At 72.0% G+C, this 21,908-nt stretch carries 21 protein-coding genes; 13 read left to right on the top strand and 8 right to left on the bottom strand.

Annotation, left to right across the window (positions count from 1 at the left end; translation table 11 throughout):
• Nucleotides 1-42: 42 nt before the first annotated feature.
• Nucleotides 43-687: a TetR/AcrR family transcriptional regulator gene (locus tag ACIBF8_RS15540; protein ID WP_396783529.1), complete on the bottom strand. Its 645-nt coding sequence runs from the start codon at nt 685-687 to the stop codon at nt 43-45.
• Between the two features lie 86 nt (nt 688-773).
• Between ACIBF8_RS15540 and ACIBF8_RS15535 the strand changes: the two genes are divergently transcribed.
• The gene (locus tag ACIBF8_RS15535) at nt 774-1,913 is read left to right on the top strand and encodes an epoxide hydrolase family protein (RefSeq protein ID WP_396783527.1); all 1,140 of its coding nucleotides are present in this window, start codon (nt 774-776) and stop codon (nt 1,911-1,913) included.
• Nucleotides 1,914-2,039: 126 nt separating this feature from the next.
• On the opposite strand, the gene ACIBF8_RS15530 is transcribed toward ACIBF8_RS15535, so the two are convergent.
• Nucleotides 2,040-3,128, bottom strand: a complete 1,089-nt coding sequence (locus ACIBF8_RS15530) for a hypothetical protein (protein WP_396783525.1) — start codon at nt 3,126-3,128, stop codon at nt 2,040-2,042.
• A 30-nt stretch (nt 3,129-3,158) separates the two neighbouring features.
• Between ACIBF8_RS15530 and ACIBF8_RS15525 the strand changes: the two genes are divergently transcribed.
• From ACIBF8_RS15525 to ACIBF8_RS15515, 3 genes are all read left to right on the top strand, one after another.
• Nucleotides 3,159-3,659: a cation:proton antiporter regulatory subunit gene (locus ACIBF8_RS15525; protein ID WP_396783523.1), complete on the top strand. Its 501-nt coding sequence runs from the start codon at nt 3,159-3,161 to the stop codon at nt 3,657-3,659.
• Nucleotides 3,660-3,664: 5 nt separating this feature from the next.
• Nucleotides 3,665-4,885 carry a cation:proton antiporter gene (locus ACIBF8_RS15520; protein WP_396783522.1) on the top strand — a complete coding sequence of 407 codons (1,221 nt, stop codon included), beginning with the start codon at nt 3,665-3,667 and terminating at the stop codon, nt 4,883-4,885.
• Between the two features lie 270 nt (nt 4,886-5,155).
• On the top strand, nt 5,156-5,587 hold the full coding sequence (locus ACIBF8_RS15515) for a hypothetical protein (RefSeq protein WP_030332093.1): 432 nt from the start codon (nt 5,156-5,158) through the stop codon (nt 5,585-5,587).
• 166 nt (nt 5,588-5,753) lie between these two features.
• On the opposite strand, the gene ACIBF8_RS15510 is transcribed toward ACIBF8_RS15515, so the two are convergent.
• From ACIBF8_RS15510 to dnaK, 5 genes are all read right to left on the bottom strand, one after another.
• On the bottom strand, nt 5,754-5,951 hold the full coding sequence (locus ACIBF8_RS15510) for a hypothetical protein (RefSeq protein WP_396783520.1): 198 nt from the start codon (nt 5,949-5,951) through the stop codon (nt 5,754-5,756).
• A 138-nt stretch (nt 5,952-6,089) separates the two neighbouring features.
• On the bottom strand, nt 6,090-6,530 hold the full coding sequence (locus ACIBF8_RS15505) for a heat shock protein transcriptional repressor HspR (protein WP_030332087.1): 441 nt from the start codon (nt 6,528-6,530) through the stop codon (nt 6,090-6,092).
• A 30-nt stretch (nt 6,531-6,560) separates the two neighbouring features.
• Nucleotides 6,561-7,742: a molecular chaperone DnaJ gene (dnaJ, locus tag ACIBF8_RS15500; protein WP_396783518.1), complete on the bottom strand. Its 1,182-nt coding sequence runs from the start codon at nt 7,740-7,742 to the stop codon at nt 6,561-6,563.
• 82 nt (nt 7,743-7,824) lie between these two features.
• The gene (gene grpE, locus ACIBF8_RS15495) at nt 7,825-8,583 is read right to left on the bottom strand and encodes a nucleotide exchange factor GrpE (protein WP_396783516.1); all 759 of its coding nucleotides are present in this window, start codon (nt 8,581-8,583) and stop codon (nt 7,825-7,827) included.
• Between the two features lie 48 nt (nt 8,584-8,631).
• On the bottom strand, nt 8,632-10,500 hold the full coding sequence (gene dnaK / locus ACIBF8_RS15490) for a molecular chaperone DnaK (protein ID WP_396783514.1): 1,869 nt from the start codon (nt 10,498-10,500) through the stop codon (nt 8,632-8,634).
• Nucleotides 10,501-10,720: 220 nt separating this feature from the next.
• Between dnaK and ACIBF8_RS15485 the strand changes: the two genes are divergently transcribed.
• Genes ACIBF8_RS15485 through ACIBF8_RS15475 form a run of 3 tightly spaced genes read left to right on the top strand, consistent with a single transcriptional unit; the run spans nt 10,721 to nt 15,504 of the window.
• Nucleotides 10,721-12,541, top strand: coding sequence for an ABC transporter (locus tag ACIBF8_RS15485; RefSeq protein ID WP_396783513.1), 1,821 nt, complete (start codon nt 10,721-10,723; stop codon nt 12,539-12,541).
• On the top strand, nt 12,538-14,223 hold the full coding sequence (locus ACIBF8_RS15480) for a GTPase (protein ID WP_396783511.1): 1,686 nt from the start codon (nt 12,538-12,540) through the stop codon (nt 14,221-14,223). The genes ACIBF8_RS15485 and ACIBF8_RS15480 overlap by 4 nt, the downstream gene beginning before the upstream one ends.
• Nucleotides 14,224-14,280: 57 nt before the next feature.
• Nucleotides 14,281-15,504, top strand: a complete 1,224-nt coding sequence (locus ACIBF8_RS15475; protein ID WP_396783509.1) for a hypothetical protein — start codon at nt 14,281-14,283, stop codon at nt 15,502-15,504.
• 59 nt (nt 15,505-15,563) lie between these two features.
• Here the strand turns inward: ACIBF8_RS15475 and ACIBF8_RS15470 are convergent, their stop codons facing one another.
• The gene (locus ACIBF8_RS15470; RefSeq protein ID WP_396783507.1) at nt 15,564-15,674 is read right to left on the bottom strand and encodes a phosphatase PAP2 family protein; all 111 of its coding nucleotides are present in this window, start codon (nt 15,672-15,674) and stop codon (nt 15,564-15,566) included.
• A gap of 53 nt (nt 15,675-15,727) precedes the next feature.
• Here ACIBF8_RS15470 and ACIBF8_RS15465 point away from each other — a divergent pair, with 53 nt between their 5' ends.
• The 6 genes from ACIBF8_RS15465 to ACIBF8_RS15440 all read left to right on the top strand — a co-directional run bounded on the left by ACIBF8_RS15465 (nt 15,728) and on the right by ACIBF8_RS15440 (nt 21,694).
• Nucleotides 15,728-15,982 carry a hypothetical protein gene (locus tag ACIBF8_RS15465; protein ID WP_396783505.1) on the top strand — a complete coding sequence of 85 codons (255 nt, stop codon included), beginning with the start codon at nt 15,728-15,730 and terminating at the stop codon, nt 15,980-15,982.
• A 332-nt stretch (nt 15,983-16,314) separates the two neighbouring features.
• A complete protein-coding gene (locus ACIBF8_RS15460; RefSeq protein WP_396783503.1) occupies nt 16,315-17,046 on the top strand; it encodes a hypothetical protein in 732 nt (243 codons plus the stop codon).
• A gap of 640 nt (nt 17,047-17,686) precedes the next feature.
• A complete protein-coding gene (gene pdhA / locus ACIBF8_RS15455) occupies nt 17,687-18,862 on the top strand; it encodes a pyruvate dehydrogenase (acetyl-transferring) E1 component subunit alpha (protein ID WP_396783502.1) in 1,176 nt (391 codons plus the stop codon).
• Nucleotides 18,862-19,851 carry an alpha-ketoacid dehydrogenase subunit beta gene (locus ACIBF8_RS15450; RefSeq protein WP_396783501.1) on the top strand — a complete coding sequence of 330 codons (990 nt, stop codon included), beginning with the start codon at nt 18,862-18,864 and terminating at the stop codon, nt 19,849-19,851. The genes pdhA and ACIBF8_RS15450 overlap by 1 nt, the downstream gene beginning before the upstream one ends.
• 5 nt (nt 19,852-19,856) lie before the next feature.
• The gene (locus tag ACIBF8_RS15445) at nt 19,857-21,338 is read left to right on the top strand and encodes a dihydrolipoamide acetyltransferase family protein (protein ID WP_396783770.1); all 1,482 of its coding nucleotides are present in this window, start codon (nt 19,857-19,859) and stop codon (nt 21,336-21,338) included.
• Between the two features lie 218 nt (nt 21,339-21,556).
• A complete protein-coding gene (locus ACIBF8_RS15440; protein WP_278136804.1) occupies nt 21,557-21,694 on the top strand; it encodes a hypothetical protein in 138 nt (45 codons plus the stop codon).
• The last annotated feature ends 214 nt before the right edge of the window (nt 21,695-21,908 follow it).

The following is a 21,908-nucleotide window of genomic DNA, read 5'->3' as shown; positions in this document are numbered from 1 at the left end:
AGAGTTGAGCGTATTCCGCTCAACCTTAGCGCGTGACGCCCATCACTCCCGGCGCCGCCACCGCCAGTCGAACTCCCCGGCCGCCGGAGGCGGGCCGGGCAGCGGGTTCGCGTCCGGCGCCGTCGACAGACCGCCCAACAGGACCGCGAGTTGCCGGCGGCGCAGTTGGCGGGTCCGCTCCGGATCGGGTACGCGGACCGCCGCGCACGCCTCCAACAACAACCCCAGATCGTGTACGACCACGTCGGGGCGCAGCCGCCCGCTGGCGTGGGCCCGATCGACCAGGGTGGTGGCCAACTCGCCGGCGCGCACCGCGTCCCGACCCATCTCCTCGGTCGGGGTGAAGGTGCCGGCCAGGTGGACGGTGAGCGAGTGCACGTCGGCGTCGACCACCCGGGCCAGGAAGCCGGTGAACGCGGTCCAGTCGTCCGGCTCGGCCAGGGCGGCTTCGGCCTCCGCGACGTACCGGCGCAGCCCGTCGTGGCAGAGCTGGCGGAGCAGGTCCTCCTTGCCCGCGTACCGCCGGTAGAGCGCGCTGATGCCGACACCCGCGCGTTCGGCGACGGCGGCGATCGGCGCCTTCGGGTCGTCCAGGAAGACCGCGCGGGCGGCTTCGAGGATGACCTCGTCGTTGCGGGCGGCCTGGGCGCGGCGGCCGGCCAGCGTCTTTCCGGGTGTCGTCGACATGGCATCAGGATAACAGTGGAACGGATCGTTCCGGTCTGCTATCGTGGTTGCAGAACGAAACATTCCGTTCCGAAGGAGTGCCCGAGATGAGCGACACCGCGATCCGCCCGTTCCGCGTCGAGATCCCGCAGACCGCCCTCGACGACCTGGCCGCCCGGCTCGACCGCACCACCTGGCCCGCCGACCTGCCTGGTGCGGGTGACGCGTACGGGATGAGCAACGACCGGGTGCGTGCCCTCGTCGACCGGTGGCGGGGCGGGTTCGACTGGCGTGCCGTCGAGGCTCGCCTGAACGCCCACCCGCAGTTCGTCACCGAGATCGACGGCGAGCAGGTCCACTTCCTGCACGTGCGGTCGTCCCGGCCGGACGCCACCGCGCTGGTGCTCACCCACGGCTGGCCCGGCTCGGTGCTGGAATACCTCGACGTGATCGCCCCGCTCACCGAGCCGACCGACCCGGACGCGCCGGCCTTCCACGTGGTCGTCCCGTCACTGCCCGGCTTCGGCTTCTCCGGCCCGACCCGCAGCGCCGGCTGGAACCGGTTCCGGATCGCCCGCGCCTGGGCCGAGCTGATGAACCGACTGGGGTACGACAGCTACGGCGCGGTCGGCAACGACGCCGGCTCGATGATCGCGCCGGAGTTGGGCCGGGTCGATCGGGAGCACGTGCTCGGCGTGCACGTCACCCAGCTCTTCTCGTTCCCCTCGGGCGACCCGGCCGAGTTCGCCGGGCTGTCCGAGACCGACCAGGCAGCGCTCGGGCACCTCCAGTGGTTCTACGAGAACAAGTTCTCCTTCAACCAGGTGCACAGTCAGCAGCCGCAGACCCTGGCGTTCGGGTTGGCCGACTCGCCGGTGGGGCTGCTCGCCTGGAACGCCCAACTCTTCGACGAGAGCCTGGACGCCGACTTCATCCTGGCCAACGTGGCGCTCTACTGGTTCACCGGCACGGCCGCCTCGGCGATCCGGCTCTACTGGGAGGACGCGCACGCCGGCGAGCCGCCGACCGAGCCGACCACCGCTCCGACCGCGCTGGCCATGTTCCCCGGCGACTTCCAGTCCATCCGCCGCTTCGCCGAGCGGGACCACGCCAACATCGTCCGGTGGACGGCGTACGAGACCGACGTCGCCGGCCGGGGCGACGTTGGCGGCCACTACGCCGCCCACCAGGCCACCGACGTGCTGGTCACCGACGTCCGCGAGTTCTTCGCCAGCCTCCCTCGTTGATCCACTCGGGGTTGATCCACTCGGGTTCCTGGAAGTCGGTGCCTTCGGCCACGTCGGATGCCCCGACTCCAGGAAAACCGAGTCGATCACCCGGACAGCGTCCGGGGCAGCGTCCGGCAGGGTAGGTCAAGAGTTGTCGAGGATGATCTTCGTCCAGCGACGCTCGGCCACCCAGCCGACGCCGAGCAGGATCCCGCCGTCCCCGCCGACGGCCACGATCGTGCCGTCGGTCAGCACGGACAGGCTGCGGTCGGGGCCGATCGGCCAGGGCAGCTCCGTATAGCGACCGTCCCCGACCGCGCCCGCGCCCGCCGGGCCGGTCACCGCGAGCAGCCCGCCGCCGATCGGCGCGACGGACTGGACCTGCGGCGGATGCCCGTCGGCGCGAACCGGGTTCCATCCCTGCAGCAGTCGCCAGAGCGCCGGAAAGGACCTGCGGTCTGGTCGCTCCCCGACCAGCCACGCCGTCCCGTCCCGCTCGACCACCGCCCGCAGCACGCCGACGTGCCCGTCGGGTGCCGGCACCGGGGTCTGCTGCCAGCTCCGCCCCCGATCGAACGAGACCGCCGCGTACGGCTTTCCGTCCTTCTCCCCGGCCGCGACCACCAGCCGGCCGTCGCCCGCGTCGACCGTGTTCAACCCAGGTACAGGCGGCTGCGTGGCCAGCGGACGCAGCCGCTGGCCGTCCCACTCGCCGACCTGACCACTGTCCTCGATCAACTGGAATCGACTCTGGGCGCCGAGCCACTGCGGCGGTGGCCCGTCCACGCTGCGCCTGAACGAGGTACCACCCTCGGTCGAGGTCCACCAGCCGTGCGGCTCACTCCACAACGTCAACACCCCCGGCGCGGCGTACAGCTGGTGGTTCTCCGCCGCGGGGTGGGGATGCCGCAACTCCCGCCAGGCCCGTCCACCGTCGTCGGTGGCGAAGAGTCGCGCCGGACAGTCGTCGCCGGGCGGCGGTTCGCCGCAGTTGGCGAAGAGGGCGTAGCCGTGGTCGGCATCGACGAACTCGACGTACGGAGGGTCGTACCGCTGCGGAACGGCGACCCGGACGCGGCGTACCTCCGCGGCGGCGGCCGACGGAGACGGCGCGGTTACGGCCGGCCGGGACGACACGGTCGGCGGCTTCCGGCGGACGTCGCCGATCGAACACCCAGCCAACACGGGTACGAGCAGCAGCACCACCGCCCGACCTGATCTCCGTCCGATCATCGGCGTCTCCGAAAGGGTAGCCTTGCCCGGGTGCGAGTACGTGTGGAACAGATTGCCTTACCGGGCATCGGAGTACGTCACGATCTGGTGACCGAATCCGGTCGTCGGCTCGGCGTGGTCTCCCACCGCAATGGCCGCCGTGATCTCGTCCTCTACGACCCCGACGATCCCGACTCCTGCCAGGCGGACATCCCGCTGACCGACGACGAGGCCGAGGCGCTCGCCGACATCCTCGGCGCGTCGCTGATGCTCGGGCAGCTCTCCGGGCTGCGCGAGCAGGCCGCCGGTCTGCTCACCGAGCAGATCGCCATCCCGGCGGGGTCGCGGTACGTCAACCGGAAGCTCGGCGACACCAAGGCGCGTACCCGCACCAGCGCCTCCATCGTGGCGGTGCTGCGCGACGGCGAGGTCATCGTCTCGCCGCTTCCCTCGTTCCGCTTCGCGGCCGGCGACGTGGTGGTCGTTGTCGGGACCCGCAGGGGTCTCGACGGCGTGTCCGCCATCCTCGCCGACAGTGACCCGGACGGCTGAGGCGGATGCACGATTCCACCACGCTGCTCGTCGAAGTCGGCGCGCTGCTGCTGCTGCTCGGGCTCCTCAGCCGGCTCAGCCGCCGGGTCGGCCTCTCACCCATTCCGCTCTACCTGCTCGCCGGTCTGGCGTTCGGCCACGGCGGGCTACTCCCGCTCGCCGCGAGCGAGGAGTTCTTCGCGGTCGGCGCCGAGATCGGCGTCATCCTGCTGCTGGTGATGCTCGGCCTGGAGTACTCGGCCAACGAACTGGTCGGCAACCTCCGGTCGGCGGCACCGGCAGGGCTGATCGACGGCGTGTTCAACGCGCTGCCCGGCGCGGCGTTCGCCCTGCTGCTCGGCTGGGACTGGGTCGCCGCCCTGGTCCTCGGCGGCATCACCTGGGTCTCCTCGTCCGGGGTGATCGCCAAGGTCCTCGCCGACCTGGGCCGACTCGGTAACCGGGAAACCCCGGTGATCCTCTCGGTCCTCGTCATCGAGGACCTGGCGATGGCGCTCTACCTGCCGCTGGTCACCGCCGTCCTGGCCGGTACCGGCCTGCTCGGCGGCGGCATCGCACTCGCCGTCGCGGTGGGCACGGTGCTGCTCGTGCTGGTGGTCGCCATCCGGTACGGCCACCTCATCTCATCCGCCCTGTCGGCGAAGGACCCGGAGGCGCTGCTGCTCGGCGTACTCGGTCTGACCCTGCTGATCGCCGGCCTCGCGGCGAAGCTCCAGGTGTCGGCGGCGGTCGGCGCGTTCCTGGTCGGCATCGCGCTCTCCGGCCCGGTCGCGCACCACGCGACCGAGCTGCTCTCGCCGCTGCGGGACCTGTTCGCCGCGGTGTTCTTCGTCTTCTTCGGCCTGGTCACCGACCCTCGGGACATCCCACCGGTGCTGCTGCCGGCGCTCGCGTTGGCCGTGGTCACCATGGCGACGAAGACGCTCACCGGCTACCTCGCCGCCCGCCGGGTCGGCATCGCGGAACCCGGTCGATGGCGGGCCGGCCTGGCACTCGTACCCCGAGGTGAGTTCTCCATCGTCATCGCCGGGCTCGCCGTGGCCGCCGGGAGCGTCGAGCCGCGGTTGGCCGCGCTGGCCGCGACGTACGTCCTGATCACCGTGGTGACCGGGCCGATTCTGGCCCGGCTGCCGGACTTCCCGTGGTTCAAGCGATGGCTGCGCAACCGCGCGGCGGCCCAGCGGCCGGCGCCGACGCCGACGCCGGTCACCGACTCACTGCACTGAGCTCGACCTGAATGCCGCGGCTGCCACCCGACCAACTCCAGCCCCATGACGAACTGGGTCTCGGCGCCTCGCCGGAACCGTCAAATGTGGACCGTCATAGGAGCATCATCGGCAGCTTCCTCGATGCGGTGAACCCGCCCATGCCAACGGTTGCGGAATTGCTCCCCACGGGGACTACCGCAGCACCCGGCGGCGGGTTACCGTTTCGCCCCAGCAGCCAGGGTCCGCAGGCAGCGTTGCCAGACGCGGGCGAGAGCGGAAGGTTGGCCGGTGAGCGTGCAGGAATCGACGTTCCACGGCTTCGCCAACCCCGTCGATCCGACTCCGGCGGAGTTGCGAGCTTGGGCGTACAAGCCCGATTCGGTGCCATTGGCTTCGATGCCACCCGACTGGGACCTGCTGGTCTCCGGTGATCGACTGGTACTGACGCTCTTTGAGTTAGCGATGGATCCGACCTGCCCGGCCCGCCGTTTCGCGCTGCACTGCCTCTACATCTACGCGGCCGACGGCATCCGGACGAACTTCCGCGCCCACCCCAAGCGCCGTTTCCGCAAGCTCGTCGAACAGGCCGAGCGCGACGGCGACGAGCTGATGAAGATCTGGGCGCACAACGGGCGGGTATTGTTGGCCCGACCGGATCTCTTCGTCTACCGGGACTGGTGCGAAGGCGGCCTGGTCCGCGAAAACCGCCGCCTCGGCTGAGACCGCGCTAATCGTCAGCGCGAGGCGTCGCCCGCGTCCCGGCCCGCACTCGATGACGACGAACGAGCCGGGACCCCCACCGCGACATCACCGCGTCCCGGCCCGCACTCAATCAACGAACGAGCCGGGACCCCCCGTGGGTCCCGGCCCGCACGTCGGTCACCGGTCAGTCCTGCTTGCGTTGTTCCGTCTCGGCGCGACCCGTGTCGCCGCCGTGGTCGCCCTCTTCGGCGAACCGGCCCGCGATGATCCGGTCCCGGTAGGTTCCTTCGGTCACCTTGTCGAACTTCTTGCGGACGGTCTCGGCCAGGCTTTCCAACCGGTCTTCCGTCTGCTGGGCCACCTTCTTCGCCGGCTCCGCCATCGCTCCCCTTCGCCATGCCGATAGGTCCGGATTGAGCCGATTGGACCCTTATCGACAGGCTAACCGAAGCGGCCCGGACCGCGCCGGGGAATCCAGCACGGTCCGGGCCGCGAGACAGGTCCGGGTATGAGCGGCAGGTCAGCGATCGGGCGTACGGCGGGGCCGCCACACCACCAGGGCGGTGGACGTGCGGTTGGTCGGCACCAGATCCCGGCCCGGGAAGCGGGCCAGCGACTCGAGCTCGGCCACCCGGCGGTACGCGGCGTCCAACTCCGCCTCCAGTCGGGCCACCCGCTGCTGTGCCTGCTCCAGCAGCCGCTCCAGCCCGATGATCCGCTTGACGCCGGCCAGGTTGATCCCGTCGTCCTGGCTGAGCCGCTGCACCTCGCGCAGCAGCACCACGTCGCGGACGCTGTAGCGACGCCCGCCGCCAGCGGCCCGGCCGGGCTGCACCAGCCCCAGTCGGTCGTACTGGCGCAGGGTCTGCGGGTGCATCCCCGCCATCCGCGCCGCAACCGAGATCATCAGCACCTTGGCCTCGTAGGCAGGGTCGCCCGAACCGAGGAACTCGCCTGACATCCCGCTCACCTCCGCGTCCATTCCACCGGATTAACTGACCCGACGCACCCGAGCGTCGAGATGTTCCCGGGCCGCCGGGGGCGTCTGCTCCGCGAACGACTCCAGCGCCGTCCGTGCCTCGTCCGACAGCCGGGCCGGCACCACCACGTCGAGCGTGACCAGCAGGTCACCGGCCTGCCCGTCGCGCCGGACCACACCCTTGCCCCGGGCCCGCAGCACCCGCCCGCTCGGCGTCCCCGGCGGAACCCGCAGGGTCACCGCGCCGTCGAGCGTGGGCACCCGCAGGTCCGTGCCGAGCACGGCCTCCGCGAAGGTGACCGGCACGGTCAGCGTCAGGTCGTCTCCGGTACGCCCAAACAGCTCGTCCGGCCGAACCTTGACGTGCACGAAGAGGTCGCCGGCCGGGCCACCGCGCTCGCCGGGCTCGCCGCGCCCGGCCAGCCGGATGCGCTGGCCGTCGGCCACACCGGCCGGGAAGCGCACGTTCATCGTGCGGGTCTTGGTGACACCGCCGCTGCCGTGGCACTCCGGGCACTTCTCCTCGACCACGGTGCCCACGCCCTGGCAGTTGCGGCACGGCTCGGAGAAGCTGAACGACCCCTGGTTGCGGGTGGTCACGCCGGCACCATGACAGACCGGGCAGGTACGCGGCTGGGTGCCGGGCTTGGCCCCGTTGCCGTGGCAGGTGTCGCAGACTCCCGGTGCCCGCAGCGTCAGGGGGAGCGTCACCCCGCGCACCGCGTCACCGAAGTCCAGTGCCACCTCGGTCTCCACGTCCCGACCACGGGCCGGACCGCGCGGCGCTGCCGGCCCACCGCCCTGTCCACCGGTGAAGATCGAGCTGAACAGGTCCTGGAAGCCGGCGCCTCCGAAGCGACGATCGCCGCCTGCGCCGCCACCGAACATGTCGGAGACGTCGAACGGCATGCCGCCCGGCTGGCCCCCACCTCGGGCATTGCGCCGGAACGCGCCCGAACCGAACAACGAACGCATCTCGTCGTACTCGCGACGGCGGCCACTGTCCGACAGCACGTTGTACGCCTCGGACGCGGCCTTGAACCGCTCCTCGGCCTTCGGGTCGCCCGGGTTGTGGTCCGGGTGCGACTCCCGGGCGATCTTCCGATAGGCCTTCTTGATGTCATCCGCGGAGGCGGCCTTGTCCACGCCGAGCACGGCGTAGAAGTCCTTCTCGATCCAGTCCTTCGAACTCACCGGTCCACCTCCTTCCGACCCTGGCCCGGCCGTCCCGCCCACCGCTGCGCGGTGGGCGGGACGGCCCGGTCACTGTCTGGCACTATTCCGGATCCGCGACCGCGACCAGCGCGGGGCGCAGCAGCCGCTCACCGAGCTGGTAGCCGCGTCGCATGACCTGGACACAGGTCGGCTCGCTGACGTCGGCCGAGGTCTGGTGCGCGACCGCCTCGTGCCGGGTCGGGTCGAACGGGTCGCCCTGCTCGCCGAAGGCGTTCAGGCCGAACTTGCCCAGCGCGGTGGTGAGCTGTTCCGCCACCGTGCCGAACGGCCCGACCAGGTCGCCATGTTCCCGGGCCCGGTCCAGGTCGTCCAGGATCGGCAGCAGCGCGGCCAGCACCGAACCGGTCGCCTGCTCCTGCACGAGGCCGCGGTCACGGTCGACCCGCTTGCGGTAGTTGGCGTACTCCGCCGACACCCGCTGCAGATCCCTGGTCCGCTCGTCCAGCTCGGCCCGGAGCGCCTCCAACTCGGCGCCGAGCAAGGTGCCCGCCCCGCCGCCGTCCACCGGCTGCGCCGGGGCGTCCACCACCGGCGGGCCGGACGGCTCCGGCCCGTCGGTGGAGTTGACCTCGACCTCGATCTCGTCGACGACGACCTCGACGTCCTCGACCAGACCCTCGGCCGGTACGCCGGTCTCCGCGTCGGCGGCGGTCCCCTCCGGCTCGGCGGTGTCGACGAGCTTGCGGTTGTTGCGGATGACGACCCGCTCCCCGTCACCGGTGGTCGGCTCCGTGGGCGCGGAGCCACCCGGCGTCGACCCGGTGTCGCCCGGGTCAGCGGCTCGTGGCTTCTGCGTCATGCGGCTACCTCATCCCCTTCGCGGTGGACACGTGTCGGAGGCCGACGGTCACTTCTTGCCGTCCTCGTCCACGATTTCCGCGTCGACCACGTCGTCGGCGCCGCCGGCCTGCGCACCGGTCGCACCGGTCGCACCGGTCGCACCCGGGCCGGGCTCGCCGCCCGGCTGCTGACCCTGCTCGGCCTGAGACGAGTAGAGCAGCGAACCGGCCTGCTGGGAGACCTGCGCCAGCTTCTCGTGCGCGGACTTGATCTTCTCAATGTCCTGACCGCCGAGAGCGCCGCGCAGCTCGCCGAGCGCCTCGTTGAGCTGCTCACGGTTCTCACTGGGCAGCTTGTCGCCGCTCTCCGCGAGGAACTTCTCGGTCTGCCACTGGAGCGCCTCGGCCACGTTGCGGGTCTCGGCGTCGTCGCGGCGGCGCTTGTCCTCCTCCGCGTGCTCCTCGGCGTCCCGGCGCATCCGCTCGATGTCGTCCTTCGGCAGCGAGGAGCCGCCGGTGATCGTCATCTTCTGTTCCTTGCCGGTGCCCAGGTCCTTGGCGTGCACGTTGACGATGCCGTTGGCGTCGATGTCGAAGGCGACCTCGATCTGCGGCACGCCGCGCGGCGCCGGCGGGAGTCCGGTCAACTCGAAGGTGCCGAGCTTCTTGTTGTAGGCCGCGATCTCGCGCTCACCCTGGAAGACCTGGATCAGCACCGACGGCTGGTTGTCGTCCGCCGTGGTGAAGACCTCGGAACGCTTGGTCGGGATGGTGGTGTTGCGCTCGATCAGCTTGGTGAAGATGCCGCCCTTGGTCTCGATGCCCAGGCTCAGCGGGGTCACGTCGAGCAGCAGGACGTCCTTGACCTCACCCTTGAGCACACCGGCCTGGAGCGCGGCGCCGACGGCGACGACCTCGTCCGGGTTGACGCCCTTGTTGGGGTCGCGACCGGTGAGCTGCTTGACCAGGTCGGTCACGGCGGGCATCCGGGTCGAGCCGCCGACCAGGATGACGTGCTCGACGTCGGAGATCTTGATCCCGGCGTCCTTCACGGCCTGCTCGAACGGGCCCTTGCAGCGGTCCAGCAGGTCCTGCGTCATCCGCTGGAACTCGGCGCGGCTGAGCGTCACGTCGAGGTGCAGCGGGCCGGCCGCGCCAGCGGTGATGTACGGCAGGTTGATGTTGGTGGTGGTGGCGGCGGACAGCTCGATCTTGGCCTTCTCGGCGGCCTCACGGAGCCGCTGGAGGGCCATCTTGTCCTGACCGAGGTCGATGCCGTGCTCACCACGGAACGTCTTGACCAGGTGGTCGATGATCCGCTGGTCCCAGTCGTCGCCGCCGAGGTGGTTGTCACCGCTGGTCGACTTGACCTCGATGACGCCCTCGGCCAGCTCGAGCAGCGACACGTCGAAGGTGCCGCCGCCGAGGTCGAAGACCAGGACGGTCTGCTCCTTGGAACCCTTGTCCAGCCCGTACGCCAGGGCGGCCGCGGTCGGCTCGTTGACGATCCGCAGCACGTTGAAGCCGGCGATCTCACCGGCCTCCTTGGTGGCCTGGCGCTGGCTGTCGTTGAAGTAGGCCGGGACGGTGATCACCGCGTCGGTGATCTGCTCGCCCAGGTACGCCTCGGCGTCCCGCTTGAGCTTCATCAGCGTCCGGGCCGAGATCTCCTGCGGGGTGTACTTCTTGCCGTCGATGTCGACGGACCAGTTCGTGCCGACCTCGCGCTTGACCGACCGGATCGTCCGGTCCGGGTTGGTCACCGCTTGGCGCTTGGCGACCTCACCGACGAGCACCTCGCCGTTGCGGGCGAACGCGACGATCGACGGAGTCGTCCGCGACCCCTCAGCGTTGGCGATGACGGTGGGCTCACCGCCCTCGAGAACGCTGACGCAGGAGTTCGTCGTGCCGAGGTCGATACCGACCGCACGTGCCATGTTCGCTTCCTCGCTTCGTAAGGTTGTGCAGGTGACGGGCGTCGCCCGTGGGCTGCTGGCGAGCACCGCCCGCAGCGGGCCCCACCACAAGTTGAGTGAACTTGACTCAATAGTGCCACGCGCTGGCCAATCGTCAAGTTGACTTGAGTCAACCCGACGCAACCCAGCCGTTATTACCGTCCGGTTGTCTTCCCTTGCATCGGTCGGGCACGCTTTAGCGGTGACGACGCACGGCGATCCCGCCACCCGTTCCGGCGCGCCCGCCGTCGCAGCCCGCACCGACCCGCCGGACGTCGCGGAGGAGCCGCCCGCCACCACCGGGGACGACAGCCTCCCCGGCGCACTGTCGGGCCTCCGGGAGGCGATCGGCGCGACCCGCTATCCCCTCGCGCTGCCCTCTGCCGGCTCCGCCCGGCACACCGCCACCGCCCTCACCGACCAGCTCGACGACTATCTGCTGCCCCGGCTCGCCCGACTGGACGCCCCCCTGCTCGTGGTGGTCGGCGGTTCCACCGGCGCGGGCAAGTCGACCCTGGTCAACAGCCTGGTCAAGGCCCGGGTCAGTGCCGCCGGCGTGCTCCGGCCGACCACCCGCTCACCGGTGCTGGTCTGCAACCCGTCCGACGCGGCCTGGTTTCGGCAGGGCGACCTCCTACCCGGGCTGACCCGCACCACCGAGCCGAGCGAAGATCCGCGCGCCCTGCACCTCGTCACGGCCCCGGCGCTGCCGGCCGGGCTGGCCTTCCTCGACGCGCCCGACATCGACTCGGTCGTCGACGCCAACCGGGCGCTCGCCACCCAACTGTTGGCCGCCGCCGACCTGTGGCTCTTCGTCACCACCGCCGCCCGGTACGCCGACGCGGTGCCCTGGGAGCTGCTGCGCAGTGCCCGGGCGCGCGGCGCCGTGATCGCCATGGTGCTGGACCGGGTGCCCGCCGAGGCCACCGACGAGATCGCCGCGCACCTGACCGAGATGCTCGCCGAGCAGGACCTCGGCCGGGCGCCGCTGTTCGTGTTGCCGGAGACCTGGGTCGACGGTCAGGGTCTGCTGCCCGAGGGGGTGACCGCACCGCTGGCCGACTGGTTCGCCCGGCTGGCCGCCGACGTGGACGCGCGGGCGGCGGTGGTCCGCCAGACCCTCGACGGGGCACTGGCCGCACTCCACCCCGCCGTGGAGGGTCTGGCCGACGCCGCCGACGAGCAGGTCGCCGCCGCCGACGGGCTGGACGAACGGGTCCGGGCCGCGTACCGGGGTGCCGAGCGCACCGTCGAGCAGGGGCTTCAGGACGGCCGGCTACTCCGGGGTGAGGTGCTCGCCCGCTGGCAGGAGTTCGTCGGCACCGGCGAGCTGTTCCGCACCCTGGAGGCCCGCATCGGCCGGCTACGCGACCGGGTCGTGGCCGCCGTCACCGGTCGACCGGCACCCGCCGTCGAGCTGCGCAACGCCATCGAGTCGCAGTTGGTGACGCTGCTGCGCGGGGTGGCCTCGGAGGCCGCCGAATCCGCGTACACCGGGTGGAAGGCGCACCCGGCCGGTGCCGGGCTGCTCGAGCCGGCGCTCGCCCACCCGAGCGACGACCTACCCGAACGCGCCGAACGCATGGTCCGCGACTGGCAACGCGGGGTGTTGGAGCTGGTCCGGGTCGAGGGCGGCGACAAGCGGTTCGTGGCGCGCACCGCCGCGTACGCGGTCAACGCCACCGGCCTGGCCGTGATGATCGCCGTCTTCGCCTCGACCGCGTTCATTCCGACCGGGCTGGAGTTGGCCACCGGGGCCGGCACCACGGTCGCCGCCCAGGCCGTCCTTCAGGCGATCTTCGGCGACCAGGCGGTGCGTACCCTTGCCGCCAAGGCCCGCACCGACCTGCTGGCCCGGGTGCGGACGCTGCTGGACGCGGAGGCCGACCGCTTCCTCGGCCGCACCGCCGACGCCCGCACCGCCGCGGACGCCGGCGACGGGCTACGCCGGGCCGCCGGCCGGGTCGAGCTGGCCCGCCATCGCAGCGGCCTGTCCGCCGGCGGCGAGGAGGGTTCTCGGTGAGCAACATCGCCGGCCGGGTACGCGAGGCGTTCCGCGGGGACCAGCGGGTCGACGCCGACGCGCTGATCGCCCGGCTGGACGCGGTACGTCGGTTCCTGACCGCGGTGGACGGCCTGCTGCCGGACTCCGACCTGGTGCCCGCGCACACCCTGGTCGAACGGGCCGGCACCCGGCTCGCGCTGTCCCGCGACCACACCGTGGTCGCCCTGGCCGGCGCCACGGGCAGCGGCAAGTCCAGCCTCTTCAACGCGTTGGCCCAGCTGGAACTCTCGCCGGTCGGAGTCCGCCGACCGACCACCGGGGTCACCCACGCCTGCGTGTGGGGGCCGCTGGAGGGCGCCAACCACCTGCTCGACTGGATCGGCGTACTGCCCCGACATCGGTTCGTCCGGGAGAGTGCGCTGGACGCGGACGACGAGACGGCGCTGCACGGGCTGATCCTGCTCGACCTGCCCGACTTCGACTCGGTGCAGCGATCCCACCGGCTTGAGGTGGACCGCCTTCTCGGTCTGGTCGACCAGGTGGTCTGGGTGGTCGACCCGCAGAAGTACGCCGACCGGGTCATCCACGACAGCTATCTGCGCGAGTTCCATCGGCACCGCGACGTCACCCTGGTCGTGCTCAACCAGGCCGACCGGCTGCCCCCGACCGAGGTGCCCCGGGTCCTGGACGACCTGCGTCGGCTGCTGGACACGGACGGGTTGACCGGTGTGCCCCTGCTGGCCACCACCGCCATCGATCCGGCCGGGATGGTCGGGCTGCGCAGCGCCCTGGAGCGCACGGTCGCCGAGCGGCAGGCCGCGTTGCGCCGGCTCGCGGGTGACGTCGACACGGTCGTCGCCGGGTTGGACGAGCTGGTCGGTTCGGCCCGGCCGGCGGGTGGACCGGACGACGCGGCGATTCACGGGCTGAACCGGGCGCTGGCCGGGGCGGCCGGGGTGCCGGCGGTGACCGAGGCCGTGGAGCGGGCGTACCGGCACCGGGCCGGCGCGGCCACCGGCTGGCCCGTGGTCCGGGGCTGGCGGCGGTTGCGACCCGACCCGCTGCGTCGGCTGCACCTGCCCGGCCCCAGCGGCGACCAGGCCGACCCGGCGGAGAGTCTGGTCGCGGCCACGTCGGTTCCGGACCCGACGGCGGCCCAGCGTTCGGCGCTCGGCCTCGCGATCCGGGCGGTGGCCGACCGGGCCGCCACCGACCTACCCGCCGCCTGGCCCGGCGCGGTGACCTCCGCCGCCCGGTCCCGCCTCGGTGACCTGCCGGACGCCCTGGACCGCACGATCGCCGGCACCGACCTCGGCCTGGACCGTCGACCGTTGTGGTGGCGGATCGTCGGCGGGGTGCAGTGGTTGGTCACCCTGGCCGCCGTGGTCGGGCTGGGCTGGCTGGTGCTCGGCTACGCGCTGCGGGCGCTCGGCCTGCCCGCACTGGACAATCCAATGGTCGGTCAGGTGCCGCTGCCGACCCTGCTGCTGCTCGGCGGCCTGCTGGCCGGGCTGCTGGTGGCGGCGCTGACCCGTCCGGTGGTGCGCTGGGCCGCCCGGCGCGCCCGGGCCCGCGCCGAGCAGCGGCTGACGGCGCGGGTCGCCCAGGTGGGCGACGAGTACGTGCTGACACCGGTACGGATCGTGCTCGGCTCGTACGCGCAGGCGCGCGACGCGCTGCGGGACGCCGCCCGCCGCTGACGCTCCGCCCGGCCCGCTACCGCTCTCCGTACGCCCGCAGCGGCGTAGGGTCGAAGCATGGCCACGCCTCAGACCCCCTACGACGCGGTGCTGCACGCCGCACGCGACGTGACCAAGCTGGAGTCCGCCCTCGACGCCGAGATGCTTGGCAGCGCGCTGCTGGGCAGTGTCTACGCGATCGCGGAGACCGACCGCGACACCGCCATGCGGGAGTTCGTCACCGGTTTCCTCGCCGCCACCGCCCGCCGCCGGATCGCGGCGGCGACCACCATCCGGCAGGTGTTCGCCACGCTCGTCCCGACCGCCGGGGGCACCGAGCGGGTGCGTCCGGGCAGCCAGGCGCCCAGCTGGACCACCCAGCTCGGCCGGGTGCACCTCACCGGCACCTGGGCGTACGGCGACGTGTACGGCGACCAGACCTCCTACCTCGCGACCTTCGCCTACGACGACGAGTCGGGCGGCTCGGAGCACGCGCTGGTGGCCCTGGTGGATCACAACATCGGGATCACCAAGGACATCTTCGTCGGCGGGCCGGCCGAACGGATCCTGGACCAGGTCCGGCAGATGTGCGCCGACGACGAGTTGACCTGGTTCCGGACCGAAGATCCGGCCCGGCTGCGGGGCGAGGTGGCCCGGCACCTGGCGGTGACCGACGACCTGGGCGAGTTGCCCGGTGAGGGGTCCCTCGCCACCGACCGGGCGCTGGTCGGGGCCCGGCTGGCGGTGCTGCCCACCGCGGCCGCTCCGACCGGTCCGGTGGAGGTCGAGCCGCTCTCCGCCGCCGAGCGCACCGACCTGGTCCGACGGTTCCTCGCCGCGCCGGAGGCCGCCCATTTCGGGCTGGACGCGGTCGACGGCCCCGAACTGGCCTCGCTGCACTTCTGCCTGAGCCTGCTGCTGGACCACTCGGCGAGCTTCCCGGACGCCGACCCGATGCGGTGGAGCCCAGCGGTGTCCGGGCTCTTCCTGCTCGACTGGGTGCACCGCCGGGCCGTGCTGGACATGGACGACGCGGCGATGCTGCCCCGGGTGCTGCGGGCCTGGGCGCGGTACGCGTCGCGCCAGCGCGGGCTACCCGACGCGGCGACGACGCGTACCGACGAGGCGATCGAGGAGATGGTGCCGGAGTTCGCCCGCCTCTACTCGACCGGCGAGCGGCGCAGCCCGGCCACCGCCGCGGTGGCCCAGCTGATGGCCGACGGGGTGGACCCGGACGACCCGGCCGCGCTGGACGCGTGGATCGAGGCGAACCGGCACCGCCTCGCCGACGACGGCGCCTGACGGCATCCGGGGGTGGGCGGCCCCGCGCCGCCCGCCCCCGCGCCGGTACGCCCCGCCGGTTACCGCAGCGGGCCGAAGACCACCGTGGCGATCAGCGCGCCGAGCACGGCTCCGGCCAGCACCTGTGCCACCGTGTGGTCCCGCAGCCGGACCCGGGACCAGCCGACCACCGCCAGCAGCGGCGCGGCGACGATCAGCCGCGTCCCGAAGGGTCAGCATCAGGATGACCAGCGTGCCGGCGGCCACCGCCGAGTGGATCGACACCTTCCACCAGTGGCTGACCGACACGGTGACCACGAGGCCGACCAGCCCGGCCACGGCCAGCGCCAGCACCGGGCGGGGCCCGCCCAGCACGGCGAGCAGGGCGAGCCCTCCCGTGACCGAAGCCAGGCCGACCAGTAGCGGCGCCCGGCGCTGCTCCCGACGGCCGACGTGGTGGTCGGTGAGCCGGCCACGGCGTACCCCGCCGACGATGTAGGCGAACGGGATGCCGGTGACGAAGAGCGTGGCGAGCAGACCCCAGAGCAGGCCCTGGGCGGGGCGGCGTGCGCTGTGCCAGCTCACCGTGAGGATCAGCAGTGACACGAGCACCGCCGGTGCGGTCACCTCGGTGACCAGCCGGGCGATCCGCAACCCCGGGCCGGGTCGGGTGGTGACCGGGCGGAGTTCCGCACCGCCGCCCACGGCACCCCCTCCGGTACGCGCCTACCGCCGAACACCGCCGGCGCCGGTTGGGCCGCGCCTGATCGTCACCGTACCGCCGGCGACAGCGCCGGGTGCCTGGGTCCGGCCAGCGGCGCCGGGCCGACGGTGGGCGTCGAGGCGACGGGCGACGGTGACGGGATCGCCGGGCTGGGCCGGCGGGTCGGTGTCGCGGGCGGCCTGGGGGTGGGGGCCGGCACGGACCGGGTGCTGGTCGGCACGGCGGTCGCGGTCGAGCCGTTGGTCGGCGTGGCGGTCGGCCCCGACGTCGGGTCGAGCGTGGGCGTCGGGTCCAGCGTCAAGGTCGGGCTCGGATCGGGGTCGGCCGAGCCGGTCGGATCCGGGTCGGTCGGGTCCGGGTCGGCCGAGCCGGTTGGATCCGGGTCCGGGTCCGGTGGGTCGGTCGGGCCGGTGGGATCCGGGTCTGGCGGGTCGGTCGGGTCGGGATCGTTCGGTGATCCGGTCGGCGACGGTGAGGCGACGGGCGGGGGCACGGGCGGGGAGGTGCCGCGCGTGGGCTTCGGCGCCACTGGCGGGGTGGTCTCCCGCCGGACCGTCCCCGGATCGCTCGCGGCCGGCCCTTCCCGTGCCTGCCGAGGAGCGGGAGCGGCGGGCAACCAGCCGCTGATCGGGACGACGCTCGGTGTGCTCGGCGGCGGGAGCGGCGGTTGGCTGGTCATCGGCAGCGGAATCACCACCGGCCCGACGGACGGGCCCGGGATGAACGGGGTGCTGCTGTCCGGTAGGGCGGTGCTGCCCGGGGTGGCCGAGCCCGCGCTGATCGCGGCGAGGATGGGCATCGACGCGGTCCCGGCCAACAACGCGACGGTGAGCAGGTAACCCCGCGCGGGGCTAGCGGCACCGGGGGCCCGGTGAACGCCGACCACCCGGCGATAGCCACCCGTCGACCGGTGCCGACCTAGCGCTGGTGTGCCGGGATCATCACCTGGCTCGTGCACCGCACACCCCTTGTCGTCGGCCGTCGAAGGACATGGATGGACGCCGTCGGGCAGAAACCCGGCAAACAGCCTGTTAGGCGCGATCCAGCGGGAATCAGCCTGACCCAGTTACCCTCCGTCAGCCAACCTCCACCGCGTGTCGACACGCGGGGCTAGCCGAACGGTGACGAATCGCGCCGTAACGCATCGCAAACGCAGGCCGGCATGATGGCGACAAACGGCGGCAAAGCGTGGGCGGTCGGAATGCGGGGCAGGCGTACTGTGGGCGCGCTCACCTGCTCTGCGAATATGGAGCACGACGGCAACGCAGCCGTGACCTCCGCGCACCCTCGCGGCAGGCGCGGCCCGGCGCCGGCGCTCCCGATCCGGGTTCGGCCAGAACCCGGATCACGCCGTGCGGCAACCCCCACCGGGGCTAGGCGCGGCCGCCAGGAACCGGTCCGGCAGCAGCCGGACAGGCGCACGAGTTGCGCGGCCGGGTGACCCCCCGGTGCCGACGCAGACACGACAGGGAGAGACCGATGGCAAAGGGCGACCCCGGGGGCACCACCCGCAGCAGGCGGGCCGCACCCCGCTCCAAGAAGGGCGCGGCCGGCGACCCCGAGCTGGTGCAGCTACTCACCCCCGAAGGCGAACGGATCGACAGCGCCACCGGTCCGGACGGCACCGAGTACCGCGTCGACTTCACCGACGAGGAGTACCGCGGTCTCTACCGCGACCTGGTGTTGGTCCGGAAGCTGGACGCCGAGGCGACCGCACTCCAGCGCCAGGGCGAGTTGGGCCTCTGGGCCAGCCTGCTCGGCCAGGAAGCCGCCCAGGTGGGCTCCGGGCGGGCGCTGCGCGCCCAGGACATGGCGTTCCCGACCTACCGGGAGCACGGCGTCCTCTACTGCCGGGGCATCGACCCGATCATGCCGCTCGGCCTGTTCCGCGGTGTCAACCAGGGCGGCTGGGACCCGAACGAGTTCAAGTTCAACATGTACACGATCGTCATCGGCGCGCAGACCCTGCACGCGACCGGCTACGCGATGGGGATCACCATCGACGGCAAGACCGGTACCGACGACGGCGAGGCGGCGATCGCCTACTTCGGTGACGGCGCCACCAGCCAGGGCGACGTGAACGAGGCGTTCGTCTGGGCGAGCGTGTTCAACGCGCCGCTGGTCTTCTTCTGCCAGAACAACCAGTACGCGATCTCGGAGCCGCTGGAGCGGCAGACCCGTGTCCCGCTCTACCAGCGGGCCGCCGGCTTCGGCTTCCCCGGCGTACGAGTGGACGGCAACGACGTGCTCGCCTCGTACGCGGTCACCCGTACGGCGCTGGACAACGCCCGCCTGGGGCAGGGCCCGAGCCTGATCGAGGCGTACACCTACCGGATGGGCGCGCACACCACCTCCGACGACCCGACCCGTTACCGCATCGCCAGCGAGGTCGAGGCGTGGCAGGCCAAGGACCCGATCGCCCGGGTCAAGGCCTTCCTGGAGAAGCAGCAGATCGCCGACGCGGGCTTCTTCGCCGAGGTCGACGAGCAGGCCCGCCGCGAGTCGGTGCACCTGCGCGAGCGGGTGCTGGCCATGCCGGACCCGGAACCGGTGACGATGTTCGACCACGTCTACCCGAACGGGTCTCCGCTGCTCGACGAGCAGCGCGCGAAGTTCAGCCGCTACATGGAGTCGTTCGAGGGGAGCGCCCACTGATGGCCACGGAGACGCTCACCCTCGGCAAGGCCCTCAACACCGGCCTGCGCCGCGCCCTGGATAACGACCCCAAGGTCGTCATCATGGGCGAGGACGTCGGCAAGCTCGGCGGCGTCTTCCGGATCACCGACGGGCTCCAGAAGGACTTCGGCGACCAGCGGGTGATCGACACCCCGCTGGCCGAGTCCGGCATCATCGGCACCGCTGTCGGTCTGGCCATCCGCGGCTACCGGCCGGTCTGCGAGATCCAGTTCGACGGCTTCGTCTACCCCGCGTACGACCAGATCGTGTCGCAGGTGGCGAAGATGCACTACCGCTCGGGCGGCCGGCTCAGCATCCCCATGGTGATCCGGATCCCGTTCGGCGGTGGCATCGGCGCCGTCGAGCACCACTCCGAGTCACCCGAGGCGTACTTCGCGCACACCGCCGGCCTGAAGGTGGTGACCTGCGCCAACCCGCAGGACGCGTACGTGATGATTCAGCAGGCCATCGCCTCGGACGACCCGATCGTCTTCCTGGAGCCCAAGCGGCGCTACTGGGAGAAGGGCCCGGTCGACCTGGACGCGCCGCTGTCCGACGCGTACCCCCTGCACTCGGCCCGGGTCGTGCGGCCCGGCACCGACGTGACCGTGCTGGCCTACGGCCCGATGGTGCGGACCTGCCTGGAGGCGGCGACCGCCGCCGCCGAAGACGGCCGGGAGCTGGAGGTCATCGACCTTCGCTCGCTCTCGCCGCTGGACCTGACCTCGGCGTACGAGTCGGTGAAGCGCACCGGCCGGGCGGTCGTGGTGCACGAGGCGCCGTCCAACATCGGCCTCGGCGCCGAGTTGGCTGCCCGGATCACCGAGGAGTGCTTCTACTCCCTGGAGTCGCCCGTGCTGCGCGTGACCGGTTTCGACACCCCCTACCCGGCCGCCCGGGTGGAGGAGGAGTACCTGCCCGACCTCGACCGGGTGCTCGACGCCGTCGACCGCACCTTCGGCTGGTGAGCGAGATGTCCCGGATCAAGACGTTCAACCTGCCCGACCTGGGCGAAGGGCTGACCGAGGGTGAGATCCTGGCCTGGCTGGTCGAGGTCGGCGACACCATCGAGCTGAACCAGCCGATCGTCGAGGTGGAGACGGCCAAGGCGGCGGTGGAGATCCCGGCGAAGTGGGCCGGGCAGGTGCAGGCGATCCACCACCCGCAGGGCACCACGGTCGAGGTCGGTACGCCGATCATCGCGATCGACACCGACCCGGGAGCCGGCCCGCTGGAGGAGCCGTCGACCACGGCCGCCTCCGACGGTGACCTGCCCACCCCGTCGGCGGCGTCGCTGGCCGCCGTGCAGGTGGCGCCGGCCGAGGGCATGGTCGAGCCCGGTCTGATCGGCGGCGTGGCCCCTGGTGGGCGGACCGCCGTGCTGGTCGGCTACGGCCCGCGTACGACCGCCGCGAAGCGTCGGCCCCGCAAGGGCACGGTTCCCGCGCAGGCCGTGGCGCCCATCCCCGCTGGGGTCGATCAAGGAGTTGTGCTGGGTGACGAACCAGCTGCGACCCCCGCGATTCCGGCGCCACAAGTCCATGATCGACGCAACGGGGCCAGCGGCGGCGGAGCGGTGCTGGCCAAGCCGCCGGTGCGGAAGCTCGCCAAGGACCTGGGGGTCGACCTCGGCACGTTGACCGGGTCGGGGCCGCTGGGTTCGATCACCCGGGAGGACGTGCAGCGGGCCGCGAGCGGTGCGGCCGTGGTGGTTGCCGAGCCGGTCGCCGCGACGACCGCGCCCAGCTTCGGTGCCGACCGGGAGCAGCGCATCCCGGTCAAGGGCGTCCGCAAGCTCACCGCCGAGAACATGTCCCGCTCGGCGTTCACCGCCCCGCACGTGACGGAGTTCCTGACCGTCGACGTGACCCGGGCGATGAAGGCACTGGACCGGCTGCGCGGCCGGCGGGAGTGGCGCGACGTACGGGTCTCGCCGCTGCTGCTGGTGGCGAAGGCGGTGCTGCTGGCGGTGCAGCGTCACCCGATGGTCAACTCGACCTGGGCGGGCGACGAGATCGTGGTCAAGGAGTACGTCAACCTGGGCATCGCGGCGGCCACCGAGCGCGGTCTGATCGTGCCGAACGTCAAGGACGCCGGCCGACTCTCGCTGCGGGAGTTGGCGGACGCGCTGACCGACCTGGTGCAGACGGCGAAGTCCGGGCGTACCTCGCCGGCGGCCATGTCGGGCGGCACCCTGACCATCACCAACGTCGGCGTCTTCGGTGTGGACACCGGTACGCCGATCCTGCCGCCGGGTGAGTCGGCGATCCTGGCGTTCGGCGCGGTGCGGGAAATGCCCTGGGTGCACAAGGGCAAGGTCAAGGCCCGCCAGGTGACCACGTTGGGGCTGAGCTTCGACCACCGGATCATCGACGGCGAGTTGGGCTCGAAGTTCCTGCGGGACATCGGCGACTTCCTCACGGACCCGGAGGCGGCGCTGCTCGCCTGGACCTGATCTTTCGGAACGCCAGCCACGGCCGGTGTGCCACGGGTTAACACCCGGCACACCGGCCGTGTCCATTGGGCAACGGAACCGTCGGCCAGGCGACCTGTTGACCTTTGATTGTTAGGCAGGTGTCTCAGCTCACCTAATAATCGATGGAAGTTCGCCGGCTTCTGCGGTTGAATAGATGCATCAGGGGCGGACAACCGAATAGCTAGGGGGACCCACCAATGAGCATGATCGAGCGAATCCGCAACCACCGCGACGCCAGCCGCCGTGCCCGTGCCATCGAGCACGCGCTGCGCTCGGCGAACAGTCCGGCGGTCCGCGAGGAAATCCTCGTCATCGCCCAGCGTCACATGAGCTGACGCTCCACGACATTCCTCACCTCCTCCAGATCGATGGCCCACCCGCCCCACCGGGTGGGCCATCGGCGTTTCCCGGCCACCCACCACCGGGATTCCGCCCTGCCGCAGCGCCCGGTACGGTGGGCTTCGGTCGCCGCCCGCCGACCCGGCAGAGGCCGAGCCGACAGAAGCTGCTCGACACCAACCGGCCACGGTGAGTGACGGCCAGTGCTCC

The organism is Micromonospora sp. NPDC050276 (assembly GCF_044459545.1).
Lineage (GTDB): Bacteria > Actinomycetota > Actinomycetes > Mycobacteriales > Micromonosporaceae > Micromonospora.
This window is presented reverse-complemented; position numbering and strand designations above follow the sequence as displayed.

What these genes read in the sequence shown, in the direction of transcription:
- ACIBF8_RS15440 (WP_278136804.1), top strand. Translation starts at nt 21,557, where the DNA reads ATGAGCATGATCGAGCGAATCCGCAACCACCGCGACGCCAGCCGCCGT.
- ACIBF8_RS15510 (WP_396783520.1), bottom strand. Translation starts at nt 5,951, where the DNA reads ATGGCGGAGCCGGCGAAGAAGGTGGCCCAGCAGACGGAAGACCGGTTG.
- ACIBF8_RS15445 (WP_396783770.1), top strand. Translation starts at nt 19,857, where the DNA reads ATGTCCCGGATCAAGACGTTCAACCTGCCCGACCTGGGCGAAGGGCTG.
- ACIBF8_RS15465 (WP_396783505.1), top strand. Translation starts at nt 15,728, where the DNA reads ATGACCAGCGTGCCGGCGGCCACCGCCGAGTGGATCGACACCTTCCAC.
- ACIBF8_RS15535 (WP_396783527.1), top strand. Translation starts at nt 774, where the DNA reads ATGAGCGACACCGCGATCCGCCCGTTCCGCGTCGAGATCCCGCAGACC.
- ACIBF8_RS15520 (WP_396783522.1), top strand. Translation starts at nt 3,665, where the DNA reads ATGCACGATTCCACCACGCTGCTCGTCGAAGTCGGCGCGCTGCTGCTG.
- ACIBF8_RS15450 (WP_396783501.1), top strand. Translation starts at nt 18,862, where the DNA reads ATGGCCACGGAGACGCTCACCCTCGGCAAGGCCCTCAACACCGGCCTG.
- ACIBF8_RS15530 (WP_396783525.1), bottom strand. Translation starts at nt 3,128, where the DNA reads ATGATCGGACGGAGATCAGGTCGGGCGGTGGTGCTGCTGCTCGTACCC.
- dnaK (WP_396783514.1), bottom strand. Translation starts at nt 10,500, where the DNA reads ATGGCACGTGCGGTCGGTATCGACCTCGGCACGACGAACTCCTGCGTC.
- pdhA (WP_396783502.1), top strand. Translation starts at nt 17,687, where the DNA reads ATGGCAAAGGGCGACCCCGGGGGCACCACCCGCAGCAGGCGGGCCGCA.
- ACIBF8_RS15505 (WP_030332087.1), bottom strand. Translation starts at nt 6,530, where the DNA reads ATGTCAGGCGAGTTCCTCGGTTCGGGCGACCCTGCCTACGAGGCCAAG.
- ACIBF8_RS15475 (WP_396783509.1), top strand. Translation starts at nt 14,281, where the DNA reads ATGGCCACGCCTCAGACCCCCTACGACGCGGTGCTGCACGCCGCACGC.
- grpE (WP_396783516.1), bottom strand. Translation starts at nt 8,583, where the DNA reads ATGACGCAGAAGCCACGAGCCGCTGACCCGGGCGACACCGGGTCGACG.
- ACIBF8_RS15540 (WP_396783529.1), bottom strand. Translation starts at nt 687, where the DNA reads ATGTCGACGACACCCGGAAAGACGCTGGCCGGCCGCCGCGCCCAGGCC.